We start from the raw sequence: 24,557 nt of genomic DNA, 5'->3' as shown, positions 1-24,557 counted from the left end.
TGAAATGTCAAGAGAATCCGTGCGATCGCGGTTTCGCGAGGCCGGCATCGGCGTCGCCATGATCGTTTTGCTCGTCGGTTTGACCGTCCTGTCGATCGCGGTCTACGAGGAGGCCTTCACCCCGACCATTCGGGTGGCCGTGCGCACCGACAGGTCCGGCTTGATGATGGACATCGGTTCGCAGGTGGAAATGAGCGGCAAGGTGGTGGGCCGCGTGACCGGAGTTTCGTATCGCGGTTCTGCCGCCACCATAGAGATGGCCTTGAAGACCGACGAGGTGAAGTCGATTCCGGCGAATGTCGGAGCCGATCTGAGCACCTCGACACTGTTCGGCAGAAAGTATGTTGCCCTGATCCGCCCGGCGGTCCCCTCGGCGCAGCGGTTGGCGAGCGGATCGGTTATCGACGCTCGCAAGGTCACCGTCGAATTCCAGGATGTACTCGGACATTTGATGACCGTGCTGGATCAGGTGGACCCCGCCCAAGTGAATACGGTGTTGACGCAGAGTGCGACGGCCGTCCGAGGCCGAGGCGGTAACCTGGGGCAGGGTCTCCAGACGCTGTCACAGTACCTGCGCGAGTTCAACGGATCCCTTCCGACCCTCCAGCGCGACTTTTCCAAGCTGGCCGACAACGCGGACACGCTGAACAATCTTTCGCCGGATCTGCTCGCTGCCACCGGCAACGCGAGCACGAGCGGACGGACGATCATCGATAGACGGTCCGAGCTGGCCGCTTTCCTGCTCAGCTTCACCGGGTTCGGTAACGCCGGAAACGCCTTTTTCACCGCATCACGAGATTCGCTGCCGCAAGCGGTGAACGTGCTCGATCCGGTGACCGGAGTGTTGGCCGATTACGCCCCCGAATACCAATGCCTGCTGTCGGACCTCGCGCAAACGGATACCTACCTGAAGAATACTCTGGGCGGCGCGCGGCCGGGCCTCAACATTCTGGGCACCGTGCCGATGGGAGACCCGCCTTATACCCAGCAGAACCTGCCTCGGATCGGTGCGGTCGACAACCCGCCGAGCTGCTATGGCTCGCACGACGGCGTCACCGCCACCGACCCGGGGCATACCGATCTCGCGGACGGCAGCCGAGCCTATGAAACACCGAATGATCCCCGCGCCGCCCAGAACTTCGTCGATCTCCTGTTCGGACATGTGAAATGACCATACGCGGATCCCTGATCAAGTTGGTCGTCTTCGTGGCGATCACGACACTCGCTGGATTTCTGGTAGCGACAACCGTCGGAAATATTCGGTTCAATCCGGTGAAATCCTACGGTGCGGTGTTCACCGATGCGTCCGGATTGAAATCCGGCGACGATGTGAAAGTCGCAGGCATGGCGATCGGTAAGGTGAAATCGGTCGAACTCACCGGACCGCACAGTGCTCTGGTGAAATTCCAGGTCGATTCCGATCGGCCGCTGACCGTGACGACCAAGGCCGAGATCAGGTACAAGAATTTGATCTCCGACCGCTACCTGCAATTGACCAGCGGGCCGGATACGACGGCGATTCTGCCACCCGGATCGGTGATTCCGGCCAGCCGGACGAATGCCGGCCTTCAAATGGACCGGCTGGTGAACGGCTTCCGGCCACTGTTACAGGGATTGGATCCCGATGCCGCCAACCGTTTGACCGCATCGCTGGTAGCGGTCCTGAACGGGGAGGCGGACGAGATAACCGATGTCGTTCGCCAGGTCGGATCGCTGAGCGGCACCCTGGCCGATAAGGACCAGGCCATCGGTGCGGTCATCACCAACCTCGGCGCGGTCCTGGCGACCGCGGACCAACGGGGGCAGGACCTCTCCGATGTGGTGACGAATCTCCAGGAACTCGTGACCGGGCTCAACGGTGACCGGCAGACGGTGACCAATGCGGTCGACCAGATCGACGCGGTCACAACGACATTGAGCGGGACGCTGGCACAGGCGCGGTCACCGCTGGCCGCCGATATCTCCACTCTGGGAAATACCGCCGGAAATCTGAATGCACAGACGAATTCACTGATGGCTCTGCTCTCCGGTTTGCCGCATGCGTATCAGAAGATCTCCCGGGCCAGCAGTTACGGGAATTTCGTCAACTTTTTCGTCTGCGGTATGGCCATTCGTTATCCGGGACTGCAGGGCGGCGCCGACACCCCGATGGCCACGGCTCCGGCAGACAGGTGTAAATAATGAAAAGGATTGTGAATCGCGTATTCGGCTTCGGATTGCGCGCAAGATTGCCGATGCGGGAACGAAACCGCGTGCGGATCGGCATTGTCGGCTCGCTCATCGTGCTGGTGCTGCTGGCGGCGGTGTTCGAATACCGTTCGTTGCCGGGAATCGACAGCGGTTCCACCTACCATGCGGAATTTGCCGATGCCAGCGGTCTATATGCGAAGGATGATGTTCAGGTCGCCGGCGTGGTGGTCGGGCAGGTGAAGGATGTGGGGCTATCCGGCGATCACGTCGATGTAGAATTCTCCGGCGATTTTCACGGGGTGGTTCTGGGCGGCCGGACCCGGGCGTCGATCAAGGTCGCGACACTTCTCGGAAAGCGCTTTCTCGAACTCACCTCGGCGGGAGACGGACGCCTGAATCCGGGCGCGACAATTCCCCTGTCGAGAACGACGTCCGGCTACGATATTTCGGAGTCGCTGGCCGAGGTGTCCAATACGGTGGCGCAGACGAACAAGCAGCAGCTGAGTGCCGCCTTGGACAAGGCCGGAGAGCTGTTGCGGACCTCGGCGCCCGATCTCGGTTCGTCGGTAACCGCGCTGGGTCGGTTGTCGGATACGGTCGCCTCGCGAGACCAGGCGGTGCAGGATCTGCTCACGCATGCCAACGGAGTCAGCGCGATTCTGTCGAAGCGGAATCAGCAGTTCGTGTTATTGCTGGCGGACGGCCGATCCTTTTTCGATGCGCTGAATTCGCGGGCGGTACAGATTCACGCTGTGCTGATCCGTGCCACGCAGGTTTTCGACGAGTTGAGTGCCGTGGCGCGGGATAATTCGGCGACGATCGGTCCCGCACTGAGTGAACTGGGCCGGACCATCGACACCCTGAACAAGAACTATCAGAATATCAACGCATCGATATCCGGCCTGTCGAATTTCGTCACACAGCTCAGCGATGTCGTTGCGAGCGGGCCGTTTTTCAATGTTCTGCTGGATAATATTACGCCCGCGAATCTGAACGATCCGCGGCCCGGCCCCGCAGGGGGAGCTCGATGAAAAGGAAGACTCGATACATCCTCATGGCCGCCGGTCTGATCGTGGCGGTCGTGGCGGTGTCGGCGACCGTCAATTTCGGCGGGCCCTCGAAGAAACACGTCGTCGCCTACTTTCGTAACACCACCGGTCTATACCCCGGCGACGCCGTTGATGTGCTGGGCGTGAAGGTCGGCACGGTCGACAAGGTGAGTCCGCAGGGCGATCGTGTGCGGGTCGACATGACCTATGACGGCGACCGTCGATTTCCCGCGGACGCGCGGGCGGCGATTATCGCGCCAACGCTGGTATCGGGCCGGTATGTGCAGCTCGCGCCGGTGTACAGGGGCGGTCCCGCGCTGGCCGACGGTGCGGCGATTCCGCTCGAGCACACCGCGGTGCCGGTGTCCTTCGACGATGAGAAGCAGCAGGTCGACGAGCTGATCGGGGCGCTGGGTCCGGACGGCCACAACGGGAACGGCCCCTTGGCCGATGCAGTGACCGCCGCGGCGGGGGCCGTCGGCGGTCGCGGCGCGACGATCAACGGAACCCTGGGTGCGTTGTCCGCTGCGGCGGTGACTTTGCAGACGGGTAGTCCGGATATGTTCGATACGCTGCGGAATCTCCAGAGTTTCGTCTCCGTGCTATCCGCGAATGACAGGCAGATCGTCGGATTCTCCGGGCAGCTGTCATCGGTATCGGAATTGCTTGCCGATAATAGAACCGAGTTGGACGCATTGCTGAACAGTCTGTCTACCCAGATGGGGCAGATCCAGAGATTTGTCGCGAACAATCACGCTCAGCTCGTCGGGGATGTGTCCTCGCTCGGCCGCATCACGCAATTGCTTGTCGACAAGGAAGATGATCTCGCGCAGGTGCTGCACAGCGGACCTACGGCGCTGGACGATTTCTACAACATATACGACCCGCAGACCGCCTCGTTGACCGGTGGACTCGCCCTTCCCGACATTCCCGACGGCCGCTCGTTGATCTGTGTCCTCGCGACCACTGTCAACGCGCCGCAACAGATGTGCCAGACGGCGACTCGATCGTTGCTCGGGCAGATGGTCGCGGGGGCGGGCACGCCTGCGGGCACACCGCCGTCCGCCGGGATTCCGACTCTGCCGGCTCCTCGGACGGGCGGTAACTGACTATGTGCGCGACACGGATACGAAAAAGGAAACTCGCGGCGGTCTCGCTGGCGATAGTCGGCTCGTTGACCGTATTGTCCGGATGTAGCCGCTTCTCGGGAGTGAATTCGGTTCAACTGCCCGGGACCGAGCTGAAGGGCCGTGGCTTCGATGTCGTCGTCGAAATGGATGATATCCAAAATCTGGTGAACAATTCGGTCGTCAAATCCGGCAATGTCGACGTCGGGATCGTCGAGTCGATCGGACTGGACGGCTGGCATGCTCGGTTGACGGTGCGGTTGAACGATTCTGCGGCATTGGCCGCGAATGTGTCCGCCAAGCTCGGGCAGACCAGCATTCTCGGTGCGCAATACCTCGAACTGGATGTACCACCGGGACAGCAAGCCGATAATGGTCTTCTGCACGCGGGGGATGTGATCCCGCTGGCCCGTACCGCGGCGTACCCGTCCACCGATCGCGTGCTGTCGGCCCTGTCGGTGGTGCTCAACGGCGGTGGGCTGGAACAGATTCGGACCATTGTCGCCCAGGCGGACGACGTCATCGATGGTCGTCAGGACACGTTGCGTGAGCTGATAGAGAATCTGCACACCTTCGTCACGGGAATGAACGCTCAGCGTGGCGATATCGTCCGCGCCGTCGATTCGGTCGACCGGCTGTCGGGCACCCTTGCCGCGCAGACGAATACCATCGACAAGGGGTTGACCACCTTGGCGCCGGCCTTCGGTGTGCTCGAGGATCAACAGCATCAGCTGACCGACACCCTGGGGAGCCTGGGGCGGTTCGGGCAGATCGCCCAGCAGGTTCTGGCGGCCAGCCGTGGCGGCCTGGTCGATGATCTGAACAACCTGCGCCCGGTGCTGGCCCAGCTCTCCGCCGCTGGAGCCAATCTGCCGAAGGCCCTGGATATCGCCGCGACTATCCCCTTCCCGGTGTCCACGATCGACCGAGCCATTCGCGGCGACTTCATCAACCTGTATCTGACGGTCGACCTGAGTGCGAACGGTGTCCTCAACAAGATTCTGCCCAGTATCCCGAAGGGCGCGCTGGAGAGCGTTGTCGCCATCGACCATGTCGTCGATCCGCTGATCGCCCCCACCCGGACACCGGTCCCCGGGCCGGCCCCCGCGATCCCCGGACTGCCGCCACTTCCCGCGCTTGCGGGCCTGCCGAACCTGCTGCCGCAGCTTTTCCCGGCCCCCGCGCACCCGGCCACCGGGGGAGGACACTGATGCACACGACACGAATGATCAAATTGCAATTGATCGCATTCGCCGTTGTTTCGGCCGTGAGCTTGACCTACGTCGGCATCAATTACTGTGGCGTGCAACGCCAAACCGGTATCGGCACATACCTGGCGACCGCGAATTTCACCGACGGCGCGGGTCTGTATCCGAACGCGCTGGTGACCTACCGGGGCGCGGATGTGGGCACGGTCCGATCGATGTCGTTGACCGACAGCGGAATCGCGGTCGAGCTACAGTTGCGGTCGAACCAGCCGGTACCGGCCGACACGCACGCCGCGATCAAGAGTGTGTCGGCGGTCGGCGAACAGTATGTCGATCTGACGCCCGGTTCGGCGCAGGGTCCATATCTGCACGCGGGCAGCGTGATTCCGGTCGAGCACACCACGATACCGGTGCCCGCCGCCACACTGCTGAACGATGTCGATCGCCTGCTGAAGGTCACCCCGCACGACGACCTGGAGCGGACGCTGGCCGAGAGCTCCCAGGCACTGGACGGCAACGGAGCTCCGAGTTCCCGGCTCATCGACTCGGCCGACTCGCTGATCGCCCAGGCCCAAGCGAATCTCGGGCAGACCAGGACGTTGATCCACGACGCCGAACCGCTGCTCGATACGGGCAATACGGTGGCGACCGACCTGACCACCTCGGTCCGCGACCTGGCGTCTTTCACTCGGCAGTTGGCCGGCGACGACCCGGATCTTCGCTCGGTCCTGGACCAGGGCAAAGGCTTCGCCGACACTGTCGGATCGACACTCACCGATCTGACCGCACCCCTGCCGAACGTGCTGGCGAACCTGCAGACCGTCGGCCAAGTGCTGAAGGTGAACGTACCGGGCTTGCGGCAGATCCTGGTCGTCTATCCCGCGATCACGGCATCCTTCAACTACAGCGTGCAGCACCAGGGGTTGCAGCGTGGCGGCGATCCGCTGGGCCCGCAGGCACCGCTGGATGTGAAGTTGCTGGATACTTTCGGTCCTGTGACCTGCACGGACGGGTACGGGGGCACGCAGCGCCGTGATCCCTCGGACGTCGGTGAGGCGCCGGCGAACACCGATGCGCGGTGCCAACTGCCGCACGACGATGTGCGGGCTGTTCGCGGGTCGCGCAACATGCCGTGTGTATCGGATCCCGCGGTGCGCACGGCCGTGCAGGCCGACTGTCCCGGGGGACCGCCGTCGACCTGGCCCGGGATGCTGTCGCGGCCCGGTGTCGCAGGGACCCCGCCGACCCCGCCGCCCGGCACCGCGCGGCCGTCCGCACCGCAGCCGGATCATCCCGCGCCGGATCTGATCGCCCGGCCCGCGGATGCACCGGGTGCTGTTCCCTACGACCCGACGACCGGACGTTTCGTGGCACCCGACGGAAAGGCATACACGATCTCGTCGGTCGGCACCACACAGAAGGAGGCCCGGCGATGGCAAGACTTGCTCATCGATCCGACGAAGAACTGAGGACCGACGACGAACTGGGGAGCGAGGACATCGCGGACGATATGTCGTCCCGGACTTCGCGGGCCGCCCCGTCGCCAGATGCCCCCGGCATCGATTCGGCAGGCGCGAGTCCACCCGCCGAACCGGACGACGACGATGCCGAACCGGTGGCGGAATCTGCCGGGAATGGGTTGTGGTCCAAGGGGCTTCGTCGACCGGGCGGCACGGTCGCCGGCCTGACGGTCCTCACCGTGGCGATCATCGCCCTGATCGCGATCACGGCCGTACTGCTGGTCGACAACCATGCGAACGACGCGCACGAGCAGCGCGATGCGGCCGTGACCGCGGCGGCCCGTCGCATGGTCGCCGACCTGACAACGCTCAACCGGACGTCGGTGGAGCCCGATATCACCCGCATTCTCGGTGAGACGACCGGTTCGTTCCGGGATCAGTTCACCCACCAGGCCGACAGCTTCCGGGAAGTAATCGCAAAGGGCGCGGTCGATTCGACGGGCTCGGTGGCCGAGAGCGGTGTGATCAGCGCCGATGACGATCACGCGCAGGTCCTGGTGGCGTCCACCTCGACGGTTCGCAATTCCGACGCCCCCAATGGGCAAGAGCGGGTGTATCGGATGAAGGTCAGTTTGCAGCACGTAGGCGGCGGATGGCTCGTCTCGGATGTGGAGTTCGTTTCATGACAACTGTGGAGAAAGAGGCCGCGGCGACCGAATCCGCGGAGCATGCCGTAGACGAAGTCGAGGAGGCGAAGGCCGCGACCGAACCTCGCGCAGCGCTCTTTACTCGGATTCGACTGGCCCCGAGGACTTTCGCGCGACGCGTCGAGGGGTGGTCGCGCCGAAGGAAGACGCTTGTCCTCACACCATTGGTCCTGGTCACGATCGGCCTGATCGCCGCCGCGACGGTACTGGGCGTTCGAATCCACGATTACGATGACGTGCGCGCGGCGCGCGGCGCCGCTCTCGCGGCCGCGGAGACGAACGTGCCGAAGATCCTGTCATATCGGGCCGAAACCGCCGACCATGATCTGGACTCCGCCGCGAATCTCCTCACCGGCGATTTCGAGAACCGGTTTCGAACACTGATCAAGGACACGATCATTCCGGCTGCGAAACAACATCAGACCGTCACCACTGCGACGGTAGTAGGCAGATCGGTCGTGGACGGCACATCGGATTCGGTCACTGTTCTGCTGTTCATCGACCAGTCGACCACCAGCAAGGACACGCCGCAACCCCGGCTCGATGCCAGTCGCGTGCGAATCCACATGGACCGGGTCGGTGACCGATGGCTGATCTCCGGACTCGAACCGGTGTAGCGGCAGTCACGACATGGCCGAACCGAATGTATCGGGCCGATATGTTCTCATCGAATTGCCGGAGGAATCATGAGTGGTGTCGAGGTAGCAGTCGAGGGTTTGACGAAGTCCTTCGGGACGCAGAATATCTGGCGGGATGTCTCACTGACGCTGCCACGAGGTGAGGTCAGTGTTCTGCTCGGCCCCTCGGGCACCGGAAAATCGGTGTTCCTGAAATCGTTGATCGGACTGTTGCGTCCGGAGACGGGTTCTATCGTCATCGATGGCGTCGATATCCTGCAATGCTCGAGCAAACAGTTGTACGAGATTCGGAAGCTGTTCGGCGTGCTGTTCCAGGACGGTGCTCTGTTCGGGTCCATGGATCTGTTCGACAACACCGCCTTTCCGCTGCGCGAGCACACCAGGAAGAGCGAGTCGGAGATCCGCGAAATTGTGATGGAGAAGATGGAGCTGGTCGGGCTCTCCGGGGCCGAGACGAAGCTTCCCGGTGAGATATCGGGTGGTATGCGCAAACGTGCCGGCCTTGCCCGAGCGTTGGTTCTCGACCCCCAGATCATCCTGGTCGACGAACCCGATTCCGGACTGGATCCCGTGCGTACCACGTACATCAGCCAGCTTCTGATGGATATCAACGCGCAGATCGACGCCACGATTCTGATCGTTTCGCACAATATCAATCTCGCCCGTACCGTGCCGGACAACATCGGCATGCTCTTCCGTCGGGAGCTGGTGATGTTCGGACCTCGTGAAGTTCTTCTGACCAGCGACGAACCGGTCGTGAAGCAGTTCCTCAACGGAACCATGATAGGCCCGATCGGCATGTCCGAAGAGAAGGACGAAGCGCAGATGGCGCACGAGCGCGCGCTGGTCGCCGCCGGTCACCATGCCGGCGGCGTGGAAGATATCGAGGGCGTGATCCCGCAGATGCGACCGACTCCGGGAATGCCGATCCGGCAGGGTGAGATTCGTCGCCAGGATCGAGTGCGCCGAATTCTCCCATCGCTTCCTGCCACCGCCCAGAACGCGATTCTGGAATCCATGGCCGACAGCGAGTATCTCGAAGAGCTATCCGAGGGCCTCCGCCCGGAGTCGCCCTCCCTCTGAAGCATTGCCAACACCCCTCGTTGTGGTGAAGCGCCGGGTGATGCAATGCACAAGAATTGGATCATGGTGCGGTACGGATTGCCCGGCCGTACCACGTTCTCCGCGATTGATCGAGAACCGAGAGAAGGATTATCATGACGGCAGTAGAATCTACTGGTGCCCGGACGGTCCCTGACGAGATCGCGCGGCGCGTTGTGCTTCCGGAGGGGCACAGTGACGACGCGAAGCTTTATGATGCCTACCGCTGGCTGCGGGAGAATCAGCCGTTGGCCCAGGTGCACGTCGAAGGTTACGACCCGCTCTGGTTGGTGACCAAACATGCCGATCTGATGGAAGTCGAACGACAGCCTCAGATTTTCAGCGCCGGGGGTGGTGAAAATAAAGGATCGCACAACCCGATTCTGCAGAATCAGGCCGGGGACGAATTCACCAAACAATTGACCGGCGGCAGCCTCCGGATTCTCGACGCCCTGCCGTATCTCGACCCGCCGGAGCACACGACGATCAAGGATGTCGCCTTCGATTGGTTCCGGCCGGCCAACCTCAAGAAGTGGTCGGATCAGATCCGCGAGACCGCGAAGATATCCGTCGAACGGCTCGTATCCGGTGGCTCGGACCTCGACGCGGTCAAGGAGTTCGCGGTCTTCTTCCCCTTGCGGGTCATCATGACGCTGTTCGGTGTGCCCGAAGAGGACGAACCGCGCATGATGGGACTGACACAGGACCTGTTCGGGGTCGCGGACCCGGACGCGTTGCGCGATGATGTCGAGCCCCTGAGCCCCGATGCCGCGGCGAAGCAGTGGGCGGCTGCGATCACGGACTTCTACGCGTATTTCGACGTGCTGGTGGAGAGCCGGCGAGCGCAGCCTCGTGATGATCTGGCCTCACTCATCGCACTCGCGAAAGACGAATCCGGCGAATACTTTCCGAAGACATTCGCCTACGGCTGGTTCGTCGCGATCGCCACGGCGGGGCACGACACCACCGCGAGTACCCTGGCCGGTCTCCTACATCAGCTTGCGGCCCGTCCCGATGTGCTCGAGCGCGCCAAGAACGACCCCGCGCTGATTCCCGACCTGGTCCAGGAAGCATTGCGGATCGTCTCGCCGGTCAAGCAGTTCACCCGCATCGCGCTCTCGGACTACGAACTTCGGGGCCAGCGGATCAAGGCGGGCGATCGACTGATGCTGCTGTTCCAGTCGGGTAATCGGGACGCGGATGTCTTCGACAACCCGGACGCCTTCGACCCCGATCGGCGGCCCAACAAGCAGATCGCCTTCGGCTATGGCCCGCACATGTGTATCGGACAGCACCTGGCCAAGCTGGAGCTGAAGATCATGCTCGAGGAATTGCTGCCGCGCCTGGCCGAAATCGAGGTCACGGGTGACCCCAAGATGATCCAGACCAACTTCGTGGGCGGACTCAGGCGCCTGCCGGTGCGCCTGACCTTCTCCTGATTTGCCGCGGTGCGTCGTGACGATTGTCGCGGCGCACCGTTTTTCCTCGCACAGAAAGAAATACGGACGATGCCCAGAGTCACCTATCACCTGCCGGACGGATCCTTCTCTCGGGTCGAGGTCAACCGAGGACAAAGCATCATGAGCGCCTCCATCGAGAACAACCTCCCCGGCATTGTCGCCGAGTGCGGGGGCAGCTGTGCCTGCGCGACCTGCCACGTCTATCTGTCTCCGGAGTACGGCGATATTTTCGCCGAACCGACCGAGGAAGAGGTCGATCTCATCGAGTATCTCGAGGGCTCCACCGGCGAGTCTCGGCTGTCCTGCCAGCTCATCGTCGGTGACGCCGACCGCGAGATCCACGTTCGCGTGGCCGACAGCCGGTGATGGCATGGCAAATTATGTCCGCCATGCCGCCTATTTCCCTGCCGGACGGTCGGACCCGGTTGTCATCGTCGGTGCCGGGCATGCGGGCGGCACGCTGGCCGCACTGCTGCGACAGCAACAGTTCGACGGAGCGATCACGGTGGTCGGTGACGAACCGGATCCGCCGTACCACCGGCCGCCGCTGTCGAAGAAGTTCACCGACGACTCGATGATCCAGTGGCTCAAACCGCCGGATTTCTACGCGGACAACGACATCGAACTGCTCCTGGGCGTGCGGGCCACCCGGATCGAGCCCGATGCCCGCCGGGTGTACCTCGACAACGGCGAGTATCGCCGATTCGGGACCGTCGTCATCGCGACCGGCGCCACACCACGAAAGCTCATGGTGCCCGGAGGCGATGCCGCCGGCGTGATGAGTTTGCGCACGATCGCGGATGCGCGGGCGCTCGGCCACGCTTTCGAGCGCGCGCACTCGCTGGCGGTGATCGGTGGCGGATATGTGGGCATGGAAGTCGCGGCGGTCGCTCGGTCGACGGGTATCGCGGTTGTCGTGATCGAGCGTGAGAAACGCATTCTGTCCCGGGTCGCCAGTGCTCAACTCTCCGAACGGCTCACCGAGTATCACCGTTCGAAGGGCACGCGCGTGATCACCGATTTCGGTGTGGCAGGTTTCCGGACGGCCGAGGGCGCCGTGATCGCCGTCGAGGCCGAGGACGGATCGGTGGTGCCCTGCGACTACGCCCTCGTCGGCGTCGGTGCTGTGCCGAATGTCGAACTGGCACAGCAATGCGGGGTGGCCTGCGACGGCGGCATCCTCGTGGATCGGGTCGGACGGACGAATGTGCCCGGTGTCCTGGCCATCGGTGATGTCACCCGCAGGCCACACGACGCACTCGACGGACGCTATCGTCTCGAATCCATTCCGAGCGCTGTCGAGCAGGCCAAACATGCGGCCGCCGTGATCAGCCGGGATGTTTCGGGATCTCATGAGACGCCGTGGTTCTGGTCGGATCAGTTCGACCTGAAGCTGAAGATCGCCGGTCTGCTGGAGGAGGGGAGTACCACGATAGCGCGGCTCGGTGATACGCCCGCAGCCTTCGCGTTGTTCCACCTCCGTGCCGATGGAACCGTGTGCGCGGTGGAGACCGCGAACAGTCCGAGGGATTTCATGGGCGGGAAGAGGCTCATCGCCGCGCGTGTCCCCGTCGATCCGGTCGCGTTGGCGGACCCGGGGGTGTCACTTCGGGATGTTTTCGCGACCGGTTCGGTAATCGGCGGCTGAACGAGTCCGCGTGAGTCCTGCGGCCGGACGTCCGGCCGCAGGACTCACGCGGATCGATTACCGGTCGACCTTGCGCAGATCTACTGCCGGGTCGACGAGATCGTCGAGACCGACTCGGGCCCTGCGCATGATCAACCGTTTCGCTGCTCGCAGAACCTTTCCGCCATCGATCGCGGCACAGCCGACCAGAACACCGTCGGTGTCCACCCGGAACGCGATCGGCCGATCGGTTCCGGCATTCCTGAGCACCGTGGAACCGGGCGTGGTCATCGACCCGACCGCCTCGACGTGCACTCCGTAGCGGTCGCTCCAGAACCAGGCCGGTGGGCGCTGTGGCGCCTGCTCTCCGAGCAGGCCGCACGCGACGGCGGTACCGCTGAGGATCGCGGCCTCCCAGTGCTCGCTGCGGGGGAGTAGACGGCCGTCTGCTGTGCGTATCCGGATTCCGTCGCCCGCGGCCCATATTCCGGGGTTCGAGGTGAGGCCCGTGGCTGTTACTTCTATTCCGGCGTCGCCGCGCAGCCCGGCGGCGTCGGCGAGGGAGGTGTCCGGTTCGATGCCGATCGCCACCAGGACCAGATCGGCGGCGAGCCGGTCCGCGCCGTGGGAGTGTTCCACCTCGACCAGCAGCGACTTACCTTCTGCCGCAATCCGAGTGGGTTTTCCGGTCAGTACCTCGACGCCGTGCGCGGAATGCATCTCGTGCAGCACCCGGGCCAGCTCCTCGCCGACGGCCGGTACGAGTGGCACCGGCATCGGATCGATCAGCGTGACGTGTGCGCCGAGACCGGTTGCGGTGGAAGCGACTTCGGCGGCGATCAGGCCCGCTCCGACAACGACCAGCCGGCAACCGGGAAAAAGCTTGTCGCGCAGCTGATCAGCGTCGGCGCGGGTGCGCAACTTCAGCACACCGGGGTGGTCGCTTCCAGGCACCGGAAGCCTGCGGGCCTGTCCTCCGGTCGCCAGTACGACCGCGTCGCTGATCAGCTCCGAACCGGACGCCAGCAGGACCGAACCCCGGCCGGTGTCGAGCTTGGTCACGGAATCCTCGACGATCCGAATATCGTTGTCGGTGAACCAGTCCGGCGGCGCGAGGTGGAGTGCGGCACGATCGGTTGTACCGGCGAGATATGCCTTGGACAGTGGCGGTCGATCGTAGGGCAGCCCCTCGGGATCGACGATCCGCACTGTGCCGTCGAATCCACGGGAGCGCAGTTCCCGGGCGACCGTCAAACCCGCCAGGCCACCACCGGCCACAGTGACTGTGCGTGCCGGACTCACAGCATCGAGCTTCCGCCGTTGACGCTGATCGTCTGGCCCGTGATGTAGGACGCCTCGTCCGAGGCGACGAAGGCGACGGTAGCGGCCACCTCGGGCACGGTGCCCGGCCTGCCCATCGGAATGGTCGAACGCATCTGTGTGGTGAACGAATCCCAGTCCGCGCGTTCGGATTCGGACGCGACCACCAGGCGTGCTTCGGCTTCCGCGGTGGTGATCCACGCCGGAGCGACCACATTGACGGTGATGCCCTGCCCCGCGTACTCCCGCGCCAGACCGGTGGCCAGCGCGTGCACACCCCCCTTGGCGGCGTTGTAGATCGCGTGCCGGTACAGGCCGTTGCGGACGGATTCGGCGCCGATATTGACGATCCGGCCGTATCCCGCCGCGGCCATGACCGGCAGCGCCGCGAGGGAGCAGTACACCGTTGTCCACAGATTGCGGTCGATGGTCGCCCGCAGTGTCTGTTCGGTATGTTCCGGAGTCGCCCGAATGACGCCGCCGCCCGCACAGTTGATCAGCACATCGAGTCGCCCGCAGCGATCGGCCGCCGCGGCGATGAGGGCGGCGGCATCGGATTGCCGGCTCAGATCTCCCAGTACCGCGTGCACACGACCGGGTGCCGTGGCCTCCAATTTCTCGCCCGCCTCGGCCAGCCGTTCCGAGTCGACATCACCGAGTACCACGTGCGCGCCTTCGGCGGCGAGGCGCTCGGCGATGCCGAACCCGATCGGGCTGGCGCCGCCGGTGACCACGGCCACCCGGTCGGTGAAACGTCGCAGGCTCATGCCGACCGCTCCACCGCTACGACGTACACTTTGCCGTCCTCGACAATCGTCGAATATCGCACGAGGTCCACGGTGGCCGGGAAGCACAGGGCCTTTCCGTCCCGGACATCGAAGCGGGCGTTATGCAGAGTGCACGTGATTTCGAACCCGTCCAGATCGCCTTCCTCGCCCAGTGACCACTGTTCATGGGTGCAGGTATCGGAAGTCGCGTAGAAGTCGTCCGCTATGCGATAGACAGCAACAGATTCGTCGTCGGCCCGGACGGTCATGCTGTCGCCGTCCTCGAGGTCGTCGACCTTACAGGCGAATACCCGTTCGGTCGAGGAAGTATTGTTTACCATCGTATTCTCTCTGTGTCACCGGTGTCATCGGCACGTCACAAGACGAAGGAGATCTTTCCTTGCGGATCCAGTCGATCATGTGCCAGGACGCTTTTCTTCCGCCGGATCGAGAAAGTCGATTCGGCGGGGACCAGCTCGTAATAGTGCCGGCCCACGAATTGGTCGAACTTGCCGGCCTTCATGCGTGAGACGATAAAATTGGCCTGAACCAGCAGGAATTGCTCGGAACGCTCGGTGATTCGAACGTTGCCGATGATTCGGCTGGTCTGGGAATGCGGGAACTCCGCGTGTGCCTCCGGCTTTTTCAGCCGGATGACCCGCTGCTCGAGCATGGTCCGGCGGTCATGGATGAGCGACCAGGTCAGGCCGGGGTCGGAGTTCGGTGCGTCGGTCGCGGGGACTTCGTAGGTGCAGTCGATCGTGAAGAGTTCGATCCATTCCTCGAGCCGCCAGTCGTCGAGCAGCATGGCCTCGAAGTACAGGAAGTCCTCGACCTCGGCGCGGGTGATCTCGCCGGTCGGCCGGATCGCCGAGGCCGGGGTGGTGGTGTTCGTCATGCGCCGGCCTCCTGCTGCTCGCGGGTCTCGAACGGGACGAATTCCGCGACTTCCGCCGCGTGCCGTTCACCGGTCATGACGTAATCCCACTGCCGCCACCAGGCCCGCATCTGCAGTTCGTCGTTGGCGGCGGGCCGTTGCTTGCCCATGCCCTTGGAGATATCGGAGAGCGGGACCTCGCGTCTCGTGCTGAACCCGCGTTGTGCCTGTTCGAGGGCCTCGACGTCGTCCGGGGTCGCCAGACCGGCCGGGCCCCAGAAGGTGAGCGCGTTGTCGATCCGGTACTGCAGGGATTCCAGGTCGAGGCCGCGCGGTGCGATCTGCCAGCTCGTCACCTGGGTCCGGTCCGGTCCCAGCGGCATGATCGTCCGCAGGATCATGCCGAAGTTCAGATCGATCAACACGAAGTTCGGGAAGAAGATCGAGTTGCGCGCCAGGTCGAACACGGCCGATGCGTACGATTCGCCGTGTTTGCCGACTGCCTTCCCACGCAATTCGGCAAGTGACTGTGCGACGTTCTCGTTCGCCAGTGGCAGCCCGTTCCCCGGATAGATCAGGGTGGCGTTGCCGTTGCCGAACTCGGTGCCGATACCCGCGGGTGGAACGCCGTTGACCGTTCCGTCGCCCAGCATCGGCGGTGTCTGGCCGAGTTCCATCATCATCTCGAAGTACGTATGGTGCACCGATTTGGCATGGTAACCGTCGATGCTGTTCTCGATCAGCAGCTTCCAATTCGCGGCGAGGGTGTAGCTGTGCGTGCCCTCGAGAATCTCGATGCCGTCCTCGGACTGGTCGACGGCGAGGTCCAGGAGGTACGACGAGGTGCCCAGCCAGGTATGCAGGTCGGGTGCGTCGTCGGAGAAGTTCACGAACCAGAATCCACGGTAGGACTCGATTCTCGGAGAGTACAAGCCGCCATAGGTGTCCGCCGGTGCGGTGCGATAGTCGTCGCCGGACGGTACGTTGACCAGTTCGCCGGAGTTGCGGTATGCCCAGCCGTGATAGAAGCACGTGAAAATCTTCTGGTTTCCACGCGGATGGCGGCATACCGAAGCGCCGCGGTGCAGGCAGGTATTGAGCAGGACGCGGACGTCTCCGTGCCGGTCCCGATTGAAGATCACCGATCGGCCGCCCACATCCCGGGTCCGGAAATCGTTCTTGTCGGGGATCTCCGATTCGTGCCCCACGTAGAGCCACGCGTCGGCGAAGATCAGTTCTCGTTCCTTCTCGAACACTTCTCTCGAGGTGAAGACTTCTCGATGGACCTGGAACAGCGACTTTTCTCGGTCGTCGATTACATAGGGTGCGGTCACAATTGCGACTCCCTTCATTGGGAGGGACGGGAAGCGGTCCGTGCGTTGCGGATTGCGGGCTGTGCGGCGGGCACGCCAACCAAGCGATGTCCCGACGATATGAGGCCGGAAACCACCGTGGGTCTGTGGTTCCAGCAGATGGAACACCGTTGTGATGGCGGTCTCCGAGTGAGGTTCCAGGCAGCGGAACGGCGGCCTCGAGCGGCGGGATGCGCGGCTAGCGTCCGGAGGATGCGCATCGTCGATCACACCACGCCCGACGGGCCCGACAAGATCCTGCACATCCGGTCGATCGGGTGTGACGTCAACATCATCATCGGTACTCATCACCCCGATGGGACGCCGTTCACCACGATCGAGGTCCTCCCGCACGAGCCCGACGACGACGGTGTCCGGTGGGAACACATCGGCTCCGCGAATGTCGTCGTCACTCCCGCCGCGGACCGCTCGAACAGCGGCGCCGCAATCGATCCGGCTCTGGACCTACACACGGAAAGCTGTTGAGGTGAACCAATTCCTCGGCGTGGGCATGACCCACTATCCGCTACTCGCGGGCACCGATGAGCATATGGCTGGGTTGCTCCGATGGACCCTGACCGATCCCAATATCCCCGACGCCGAGAAGGATCCCGCGAACTGGCCGCCGGAGATGCGCGCGGAATGGGAGCAGGACCAGGGACGTGCGTCCGCGGCCGCGCACCGGGCCAGGCTCGTCGAAGGTTTGCGCGAGTGCCGCGCGGCGCTGGATGCGTTCGCTCCGGACATCATCGTGGTCTGGGGTGACGACCAGTACGAGAACTTCCGTGAGGAGGTGATCCCCCCATTCTGCGTACTCGCCTACGACGACCTACAGGTACCGGCGTTCGAGGTGATGAACGAGCGCGGCAGCCCGAATGTCTGGGGTCTGCCCGACGACTTCGAGATCACCCTGCGCGGCGACGCGAGCCGGGCACGTGAGCTCACGGACGGCCTCATCAACGACGGCGTGGATATGGCGTACTCCTACCGCAAACGGGTGGCGGCCCACTTTCCGCACGCGATTCTGAATACCCAGCTGTTCCTGGACTACGAGAACGCGGGTGCGAAGTTTCCCTATCGGCTGCTGCCGATCACGGTGAACTGTTATGGACAGCACGCGATCGCGCGCCGAGGAGGTCTGGCGCGGTTCGCCGACATCCGGGACGAACAGCTCGATCCGTCGGGCCCGACCCCGGCCCGCTGTATGGCGGTCGGTCGCGCGGTGGCGCGGCATTTCCGGAAGGGAGATTCGAAGGTCGCGTTCGTGGCGTCGTCGAGCTGGTCACACGCGTTCCTGGCCGACTCGCTGTGGCATATCCGGCCCGATACGGCCGCGGACGAGCGCCTCTACCAACTCCTGGTGCAGGAGCGTTACGACGAGTTGGGCGCGACGACGAGTCGCGCGGTGGTCGAGGCAGGTCAGCACGAGATACTGAACTGGTTCTGTCTGTTCGGCGCCGTTCAGGAACTGGGGCTCGCGCGGACCTGGTCGACGTTGGTCACCACGGATGTGTTCAATTCCAACAAGCCCTTTGCCCTCTACGGTGGCTGACCCGCACCTCGCCGGGTTCGGGTAGGGGTCCGCCATCGCCGGATCAGTCGATGGCGGGGAACCAGCCCTCGTGACCCTCCGCGAGGACTTTCTGATTGTCTCGGCTGATTCGGTCGGCGGTTACCCGCACCGCGTCGATGAGGGCGCGGTCGACACCACCCTCCGCGGCCGTCGTCGACACCGAGATCGCGCTGACCGCCCGGCCTTTTATCAGGATCGGCGCTGCCACGCAGCTCACGTCCGTATGCGATTCGCCCACGGCCACGGCGAACCGGTGGGTGCGGATATCGTGCAGTTCCGCGCGGAGCACACGAGCGTCGGTCACCGTTTTCGGCGTCACCGGCACCATCGGCTTCGTCAGCACGGTGTCCAGCTCATCGTCGGTGGCGAAGGCCAGCATCGCCTTGCCCAGGGCGGTGGTGTGGGCCGGCAGATCGGTGCCAGGGCTGGCCGACGGCAGCTCCCGCCCCGGAACCAGGAAGCGTTCTACGAAGATCACGCGGTCACCGCGCAACCCACCCAGGTGCACATGTCGCTGGGACCAGCGGTGCAAGGAACCGAGGTGAGGGAGCGCGGACTCGCGCAGACTTTCGATCGGCATCGCCGAGCCCAGCCGGCGCATCGACAACCCGATCTTGAAACCCGCGCCGTGCGGCTCGAGCACACCCAGGGAGATGAGGCGTCGCAGCAGTCGATGGGTCGTGGATTTCGGCAGGCCACTGGCGCGCGCGATCTCGGTGAGCGTCAGCACCCGCTGGTCGGCGTTGAAGACCGCGAGTACGTCGAAGGCCTTCGACAGGATCGACGTAGGACGGTCGTCGGTATCGGAAAGTTGTTCATACATGGCGACTCACCAGCATCTTCGGGCTGTCCCCGGGCGGACAGCGAAACACGTCGTACAGCGACCTCGCTGTGACGCACTGCACAGGTCGGTGTCTGTCCCAGTGTGCCAGTTCCGGCCACTGAAACCGTCCGCACATCCGGAATGAGTCGCAATTAGCGTCCATCAGCGAAGCGGCTACCTCGCCCGACGTCTCTCCGATCGGAGGAAGAACATGCCTGTCGCAACGGCCATCGACGTCCATGCGCATTACTTCGGAGTCGATCCGCCGCCGAGTTCCGCACGCACCGCGCTCGCGCCGACGTTGTTCGTGGACGGTCCCGAGCATGGCCGGATAATGCTCGGGGACACAGTGTTTCGCGAAGTCACCGACGAGCTGTGGGATGTCGCGGAGCGACTGCGCGGGATGGACGAGGCGGGCCTGTCGCATCAGGTGATCTCACCCGTCCCGGTCATGATGGAGTATGCGGCCGGCGCCGAGGCCGATCCGCGCTACGCGGCCTGGGTGAACGATTCGATCGCGGCCGCGTGCGACCGGTCCGGGGGCCGGCTGATCGGGCTGGGCTGCCTGCCGTCGGCTGATCTGTCCCTCGCGGTAGCGGAACTCGACCGGTGCCTCGAGCTGGGTCTGCGTGGGATCGAGATCGGAACCCGGATCGGGGATCACGACCTGGACGCACCCGAACTCGACGCGCTGTGGGCGGCGTGCGATCGGACCGGCGCGGCGGTATTCGTCCATCCGATCCGTGGCGGGAAAGGCGTTGTCCGGCGGGCCGGGCAACCTTTCGACCTCGGCCTGGGGATGCTCACCGACACCGCCATCGCCGCCGCGGCGATCGTCTTCGGGGGCGTGCTGGAGCGGTATTCGAGCCTCCGGGTGGCGTTCGCGCACGGATGTGGAGCGTTCCCCTGGGCCTATCCGAGACTGCGTGCCGCGGCAGGCATTTTCGGCTCCGGTGACCCGGCGGCCGGGGACCGGATGGTTCGGCGGCTCTACGCGGACACACTGGTCTTCGATGACGAGCACCTCCGGCTGCTGCTGCACCGATTCGGGCCCGAGCGACTGCTGATCGGAAGTGACGCTCCCTTCTTCCGAGACCAGATGCGCAAGTCGATGCGCAGCATCGACGACGCAAGCAAATCCGGAGTGCTCCCCGGAGATGTCGCCTCCGGCATCCTCGTTCGCAACGCCCTCGAATTCCTGGGAATTTCGGGCGATTTCTGAAATATCAACGCACCACGATCCGAAGGAGATACTCGTGTCGCTTACCGATGAGAATTTGATCGATGTGCCCGGATTGGCGAGCCGCTGGGTCCGGCTGGCCGACGGATCCCGAGCGCACTACATGACAGCGGGTGATACCGGCCCCTCGGTCGTCCTGCTCCACGGCGGGCTTCCCGGATCATCCGGGCTGGCCGGCTGGCGCTTCATGGCGCCGTATCTCGCCGAGCGGGGTTTCCGGGTCTACTGCCCGGATATGCCCGCGTTCGGCCTCTCCGATGTGCGCAGGGAGTACTGGCCGAAAGGGATGGAGAGCTTCGTCGAGTTCATCGGCCAGTTCGCCGACGCCCTGTGCCTGGACAGGTTCCATCTCGCGGGGAACTCCATGGGCTGCATGAACACCGTCAACTACATGCTGTCGCGACCCGACCGGGTGATCAGTTTCGCGCTGATCGCCGGGGACGTTGGCGATGTCGTGCCGGAGGACGTCGCGCCGCCGAAGGGCCAGTTCCACATGACCGCGTACGACGGAACCCGTGACGGTATGCGGTCGATGATGGAGGCCATCATTCATCGGAAGACGGCCGTCAGTGACGATCTGGTCGAGATGCGTTATCGGTCGGCGAGCGAGCGGCTGGAGGCGCACGCGCAGTTCTGGCCGACCCTCCTGCAATATCGGCATATCGTTCCGTGGGCGGACGAGAATCGCGCGGCACGGCTCGCCACCGCGGGACGTCTCGACCGGATCAATATTCCCGGCATTTATCTCTACGGGCGTCAGGATATTCTCACCCCGGTCGAATGGGGATATGTCCAGGAGGATCACCTCCCGAACGTGCAGTTCTTCTATCCGGACGACTGCGGGCATCAGGGCCAGACGGATCGGCCGGACATATTCAATCCGATCTTCGCGGAATTCTTCGGTACCGGGACCGTCTCCGGTGTGCTCGCCGACAAGGCCGGAGTTTCCGATCGGCGCCCCGAACTGCCCTTGGTCGAGCGCGGTTAGCCCGCGGCACATCGTAGAGGAATTGCCTTGAGCGACAACAGTATCGAACGGGCGGCCGAGCGATTGCTCGACGCGGCCCGCACCCGGATTCCCTGTGCACCGGTCCGGGATCTACTGCCCGACGGGAGCGCGCAGACGGGCTACGCGGTGCAGAACGTGCTCACGCGGGCGGCCCTGGCGCAAGGGCGGCGGATCGTCGGCCGGAAGGTGGGGCTGACATCGCCCGCCGTGCAGCAGCAGCTCGGTGTCGACCGCCCCGACTTCGGCGTGCTGTTCGACCACATGGCGGTCGACGACGGCGTGGTGGTGGACTCGGGACTGCTCTTGCAGCCCAAGGTCGAGGCGGAGATCGCCTTTGTGCTGGGCGCTGATCTCGACGGGCCGGACCTGGACGAGACCGCGGTCCGATCTGCCACCGAGTACGTCGTCCCCGCGTTGGAGATAGTCGACAGCCGTATCGCCGGTTGGGACATCACGTTCGTCGACACCGTGTCCGACAACGCCTCCAGCGGGCTCTACGTGCTCGGGCGGACCCGCACACCCCTCGACGGCCTGGATCTCACGGGTGTGCGGATGGAACTGGCCGACGGCGGAGGCGTCGAGGTGAGTCACGGTACCGGTGCGGATTGTCTGGGCGATCCGGTCACCGCGGTGCTCTGGCTGGCTCGGACATGTCAGGACCTCGGCGTGCCGCTGCGCGCGGGGGAGGTGGTGTTGTCCGGCGCACTGGGGCCGATGGTGTCGGCCGAACCGGGCGGGTCCTACATCGCGACGCTGTCCGGTCTCGGGGTGGTTTCCGTCGGGTTCCCGGACACCGCCCCGACGCCCACACCGCAAGGCGCCGAGAACAATTCGGCGAGTGTCGAACGATGAACGGGAGTGGCGAAATCAAGACGAAAGTAGCGATCGTCGGCTCCGGAAACATCGGATCCGACTTGATGATGAAGATCGTGAGGCTGTCCGACACGCTCGAGATGGGCGCCATGGTCGGGATCGACCCGGAATCCGACGGGCTGGCACGAGCTCGGCGGCTGGGGTTCGCTACCACGGCCGACGGCGTCGAGGGGCTGCTGGCGCTACCCGTCTTCGACGAGATCGGCCTCGTTTTCGACGCGACGTCCGCCAAGGCCCACGTCGCGAACGCCGCGGTGCTCGGGCCGCTCGGCAAGATCCTGGTCGATCTGACCCCGGCCGCGATCGGTCCGTTCGTCGTGCCCGCGGTCAACCTCGACGAGCACCGGGCGGCGCGCAACGTCAACATGGTGACCTGCGGGGGACAGGCCACCATTCCTATGGTCGCGGCGGTATCACGGGTGACGCCGGTGCCCTACGCCGAGATCGTCGCCTCGATCGCGTCGAAGTCGGCGGGGCCTGGCACGCGCGCGAACATCGATGAATTCACCGAGACGACGAGTAGGGCGATCGAGGTCGTCGGGGGTGCGGGGCGAGGCAAAGCGATCATCATCCTGAATCCGGCGGAACCGCCGATGATCATGCGGGACACGGTGTTGTGTCTGGCTGCCGGCGGTGATCCCGACGAGATCAGGGCGAGCGTCGCGTCGATGCGGACCGAGGTTTCGCGCTACGTCCCGGGATATCGGCTCAAGCAGGATGTGCAGATCGAACCGATCGCGTCCGACGAGCCGTTGCGGACGTTGATCCGGGACGCCGCCCGTCCCCGATGGCGGGTCTCGATCTTCCTGGAGGTCGAGGGCGCCGCACATTACCTGCCGTCCTATGCGGGAAATCTCGACATCATGACCTCCGCCGCACTGCGCACGGCCGAACAACTGGTCATGTCGGCAGAGCCATCCGCCGCTCTTTCCGGACGGCCGGGGACACCCGAGAAAGGCAGGGCGTGATGACCGAGCAGGTTCAGCGGCCGAAGTTGTACATACAGGACGTGACCCTCCGGGACGGTATGCACGCGATCCGGCATCGACTGTCCCCCGAACGGGTGCGGGTGATCGCCTCGGCGGTGGACCGGGCGGGAGTGGATGCGATCGAGGTCGCCCATGGCGATGGCCTGGCCGGCGCGAGTCTGACCTACGGTCCCGGTAGTAACACCGACTGGGAGTGGATCGCCGCAGCGGCCGAGGTGGTGCAGAACGCGGTCCTGACCACCCTGCTGCTACCGGGCATCGGCACGATCGAGGAACTGCGCAGAGCCCACGATCTGGGGGTGGGCTCCGTTCGTGTCGCGACGCACGCGACCGAGGCCGACATCGCTGTCCAGCACATCGAGACCGCACGTGAGCTCGGCATGGATGTCTCCGGCTTCCTGATGATGTCGCATATGGCAGAACCCGCGGTGCTCGCGAAACAGGCCACGGTCATGGAGGCCGCGGGAGCACAGTGCGTTTATGTCACCGATTCCGGCGGCCGCCTGACCATGCGAGACGTCCGTGAACGCGTGCGCGCCTATCGCGATGTGCTGCGGCCGGAAACTCAGATCGGGATCCATGCTCACGAGAATCTCTCGCTGTCCGTGGCGAACTCGGTCATGGCGGTGGAGGAGGGCGTCACGCGCGTCGACGCCTCGCTCGCAGGGCATGGCGCCGGCGCTGGGAATTGCCCGATCGAGGCCTTCATCGCTGTGGCGAACCTGCTCGATTGGGAACATGGATGCGACTTGTTCGCACTCCAGGACGCCGCCGACGATATCGTTCGGCCACTACAGGACCGTGCGGTTCGCGTGGACCGGGAGACCCTCACGCTCGGATACGCGGGCGTGTACTCGAGTTTCCTGCGCCATGCCGAACGAGCCGCGGACCAGTACGGGGTCGACACCCGCAGCATCCTGGTCGAGGTCGGCCGGCGTGGGCTCGTGGGCGGCCAGGAGGACATGATTCTCGACATCGTTCTGGATCTTGTCGGACAACAGACTGATCGAGCGTCCAACAGTTGACGGGCCGCCGCGCCACCGAGTACCGGGCCATGGCGGCGCCGCTGGTGTCGTGCGTCAGACAGCCACTCCCGATGCGACCGGGATCCTCCGTCCCAGGTCCGACAGGCTCATGGCGGCGAGATGGCCAGCACTTCCACGAGGC

25 protein-coding genes are annotated in these 24,557 nt (G+C 64.3%); 19 read left to right on the top strand and 6 right to left on the bottom strand.

Features of this window, described 5'->3' with window-relative positions:
- Nucleotides 1-4: 4 nt before the first annotated feature.
- The 12 genes from JZ791_RS04605 (at nt 5) to JZ791_RS04550 (ending at nt 12,588) form a co-directional block, all read left to right on the top strand.
- A complete protein-coding gene (locus JZ791_RS04605; protein ID WP_216892877.1) occupies nt 5-1,171 on the top strand; it encodes an MCE family protein in 1,167 nt (388 codons plus the stop codon).
- A complete protein-coding gene (locus JZ791_RS04600; protein ID WP_216892876.1) occupies nt 1,168-2,181 on the top strand; it encodes an MCE family protein in 1,014 nt (337 codons plus the stop codon). The genes JZ791_RS04605 and JZ791_RS04600 overlap by 4 nt, the downstream gene beginning before the upstream one ends.
- Nucleotides 2,181-3,221, top strand: a complete 1,041-nt coding sequence (locus JZ791_RS04595; RefSeq protein ID WP_308162771.1) for an MCE family protein — start codon at nt 2,181-2,183, stop codon at nt 3,219-3,221. The genes JZ791_RS04600 and JZ791_RS04595 overlap by 1 nt, the downstream gene beginning before the upstream one ends.
- Complete coding sequence (locus tag JZ791_RS04590) at nt 3,218-4,348, top strand: MCE family protein (protein ID WP_216892875.1); 1,131 nt, start codon at nt 3,218-3,220, stop codon at nt 4,346-4,348. The genes JZ791_RS04595 and JZ791_RS04590 overlap by 4 nt, the downstream gene beginning before the upstream one ends.
- Nucleotides 4,349-4,350: 2 nt before the next feature.
- Nucleotides 4,351-5,577, top strand: a complete 1,227-nt coding sequence (locus JZ791_RS04585; RefSeq protein WP_254205206.1) for an MCE family protein — start codon at nt 4,351-4,353, stop codon at nt 5,575-5,577.
- Entirely contained in the window at nt 5,577-7,043 is a 1,467-nt protein-coding gene (locus JZ791_RS04580) for an MCE family protein (RefSeq protein ID WP_216892873.1), read from the top strand. Before JZ791_RS04585 ends, JZ791_RS04580 begins: the two co-directional genes overlap by 1 nt.
- On the top strand, nt 7,007-7,720 hold the full coding sequence (locus JZ791_RS04575) for an Rv1363c family protein (RefSeq protein ID WP_216892872.1): 714 nt from the start codon (nt 7,007-7,009) through the stop codon (nt 7,718-7,720). The genes JZ791_RS04580 and JZ791_RS04575 overlap by 37 nt, the downstream gene beginning before the upstream one ends.
- Complete coding sequence (locus JZ791_RS04570) at nt 7,717-8,358, top strand: hypothetical protein (protein ID WP_216892871.1); 642 nt, start codon at nt 7,717-7,719, stop codon at nt 8,356-8,358. Before JZ791_RS04575 ends, JZ791_RS04570 begins: the two co-directional genes overlap by 4 nt.
- Before the next feature lie 69 nt (nt 8,359-8,427).
- Nucleotides 8,428-9,462 carry an ABC transporter ATP-binding protein gene (locus JZ791_RS04565; protein ID WP_216892870.1) on the top strand — a complete coding sequence of 345 codons (1,035 nt, stop codon included), beginning with the start codon at nt 8,428-8,430 and terminating at the stop codon, nt 9,460-9,462.
- Nucleotides 9,463-9,596: 134 nt separating this feature from the next.
- Nucleotides 9,597-10,919, top strand: coding sequence for a cytochrome P450 (locus tag JZ791_RS04560; RefSeq protein WP_216892869.1), 1,323 nt, complete (start codon nt 9,597-9,599; stop codon nt 10,917-10,919).
- 69 nt (nt 10,920-10,988) lie between these two features.
- Nucleotides 10,989-11,306 carry a 2Fe-2S iron-sulfur cluster-binding protein gene (locus JZ791_RS04555; protein ID WP_216892868.1) on the top strand — a complete coding sequence of 106 codons (318 nt, stop codon included), beginning with the start codon at nt 10,989-10,991 and terminating at the stop codon, nt 11,304-11,306.
- 4 nt (nt 11,307-11,310) lie between these two features.
- Entirely contained in the window at nt 11,311-12,588 is a 1,278-nt protein-coding gene (locus tag JZ791_RS04550) for an NAD(P)/FAD-dependent oxidoreductase (protein ID WP_216892867.1), read from the top strand.
- A 57-nt stretch (nt 12,589-12,645) separates the two neighbouring features.
- Here JZ791_RS04550 and JZ791_RS46405 read toward each other — a convergent pair whose 3' ends face one another.
- Genes JZ791_RS46405 through JZ791_RS04525 form a run of 5 tightly spaced genes read right to left on the bottom strand, consistent with a single transcriptional unit; the run spans nt 12,646 to nt 16,865 of the window.
- Entirely contained in the window at nt 12,646-13,869 is a 1,224-nt protein-coding gene (locus JZ791_RS46405) for an NAD(P)/FAD-dependent oxidoreductase (protein ID WP_216892866.1), read from the bottom strand.
- Complete coding sequence (locus JZ791_RS04540; protein WP_216892865.1) at nt 13,866-14,654, bottom strand: SDR family NAD(P)-dependent oxidoreductase; 789 nt, start codon at nt 14,652-14,654, stop codon at nt 13,866-13,868. The genes JZ791_RS46405 and JZ791_RS04540 overlap by 4 nt, the downstream gene beginning before the upstream one ends.
- Nucleotides 14,651-14,995 (bottom strand): non-heme iron oxygenase ferredoxin subunit, encoded by a 345-nt coding sequence (locus JZ791_RS04535; RefSeq protein WP_216892864.1) that lies wholly within the window; start codon nt 14,993-14,995, stop codon nt 14,651-14,653. Before JZ791_RS04535 ends, JZ791_RS04540 begins: the two co-directional genes overlap by 4 nt.
- 35 nt (nt 14,996-15,030) lie before the next feature.
- Nucleotides 15,031-15,552 (bottom strand): aromatic-ring-hydroxylating dioxygenase subunit beta, encoded by a 522-nt coding sequence (locus JZ791_RS04530; RefSeq protein WP_216892863.1) that lies wholly within the window; start codon nt 15,550-15,552, stop codon nt 15,031-15,033.
- Nucleotides 15,549-16,865 carry an aromatic ring-hydroxylating oxygenase subunit alpha gene (locus tag JZ791_RS04525; protein ID WP_308162769.1) on the bottom strand — a complete coding sequence of 439 codons (1,317 nt, stop codon included), beginning with the start codon at nt 16,863-16,865 and terminating at the stop codon, nt 15,549-15,551. The genes JZ791_RS04530 and JZ791_RS04525 overlap by 4 nt, the downstream gene beginning before the upstream one ends.
- Before the next feature lie 231 nt (nt 16,866-17,096).
- Here JZ791_RS04525 and JZ791_RS04520 point away from each other — a divergent pair, with 231 nt between their 5' ends.
- Together JZ791_RS04520 and JZ791_RS04515 are read left to right on the top strand one after the other, a co-directional pair.
- Nucleotides 17,097-17,369, top strand: coding sequence for a hypothetical protein (locus tag JZ791_RS04520; RefSeq protein WP_216892861.1), 273 nt, complete (start codon nt 17,097-17,099; stop codon nt 17,367-17,369).
- Between the two features lies 1 nt (nt 17,370).
- Complete coding sequence (locus tag JZ791_RS04515) at nt 17,371-18,435, top strand: DODA-type extradiol aromatic ring-opening family dioxygenase (protein ID WP_216892860.1); 1,065 nt, start codon at nt 17,371-17,373, stop codon at nt 18,433-18,435.
- A gap of 43 nt (nt 18,436-18,478) precedes the next feature.
- Here JZ791_RS04515 and JZ791_RS04510 read toward each other — a convergent pair whose 3' ends face one another.
- The gene (locus JZ791_RS04510) at nt 18,479-19,279 is read right to left on the bottom strand and encodes an IclR family transcriptional regulator (protein ID WP_216892859.1); all 801 of its coding nucleotides are present in this window, start codon (nt 19,277-19,279) and stop codon (nt 18,479-18,481) included.
- Between the two features lie 211 nt (nt 19,280-19,490).
- On the opposite strand from JZ791_RS04510, the gene JZ791_RS04505 reads away from it, so the two are divergent.
- From JZ791_RS04505 to dmpG, 5 genes are read left to right on the top strand one after another with little or no spacing between them, the layout of a single operon-like run.
- Complete coding sequence (locus tag JZ791_RS04505) at nt 19,491-20,501, top strand: amidohydrolase family protein (RefSeq protein ID WP_216892858.1); 1,011 nt, start codon at nt 19,491-19,493, stop codon at nt 20,499-20,501.
- A 34-nt stretch (nt 20,502-20,535) separates the two neighbouring features.
- A complete protein-coding gene (locus JZ791_RS04500) occupies nt 20,536-21,507 on the top strand; it encodes an alpha/beta fold hydrolase (RefSeq protein WP_216892857.1) in 972 nt (323 codons plus the stop codon).
- 21 nt (nt 21,508-21,528) lie between these two features.
- Nucleotides 21,529-22,380, top strand: a complete 852-nt coding sequence (locus JZ791_RS04495; RefSeq protein WP_216892889.1) for a 2-keto-4-pentenoate hydratase — start codon at nt 21,529-21,531, stop codon at nt 22,378-22,380.
- On the top strand, nt 22,377-23,369 hold the full coding sequence (locus JZ791_RS04490; RefSeq protein WP_216892856.1) for an acetaldehyde dehydrogenase (acetylating): 993 nt from the start codon (nt 22,377-22,379) through the stop codon (nt 23,367-23,369). The genes JZ791_RS04495 and JZ791_RS04490 overlap by 4 nt, the downstream gene beginning before the upstream one ends.
- Complete coding sequence (gene dmpG / locus JZ791_RS04485; protein WP_216892855.1) at nt 23,369-24,415, top strand: 4-hydroxy-2-oxovalerate aldolase; 1,047 nt, start codon at nt 23,369-23,371, stop codon at nt 24,413-24,415. Before JZ791_RS04490 ends, dmpG begins: the two co-directional genes overlap by 1 nt.
- Nucleotides 24,416-24,557: the final 142 nt, after the last annotated feature.

The sequence above is a fragment of the Nocardia alni genome (genome assembly GCF_019038435.1).
GTDB lineage: Bacteria > Actinomycetota > Actinomycetes > Mycobacteriales > Mycobacteriaceae > Nocardia > Nocardia alni.
This window is presented reverse-complemented; position numbering and strand designations above follow the sequence as displayed.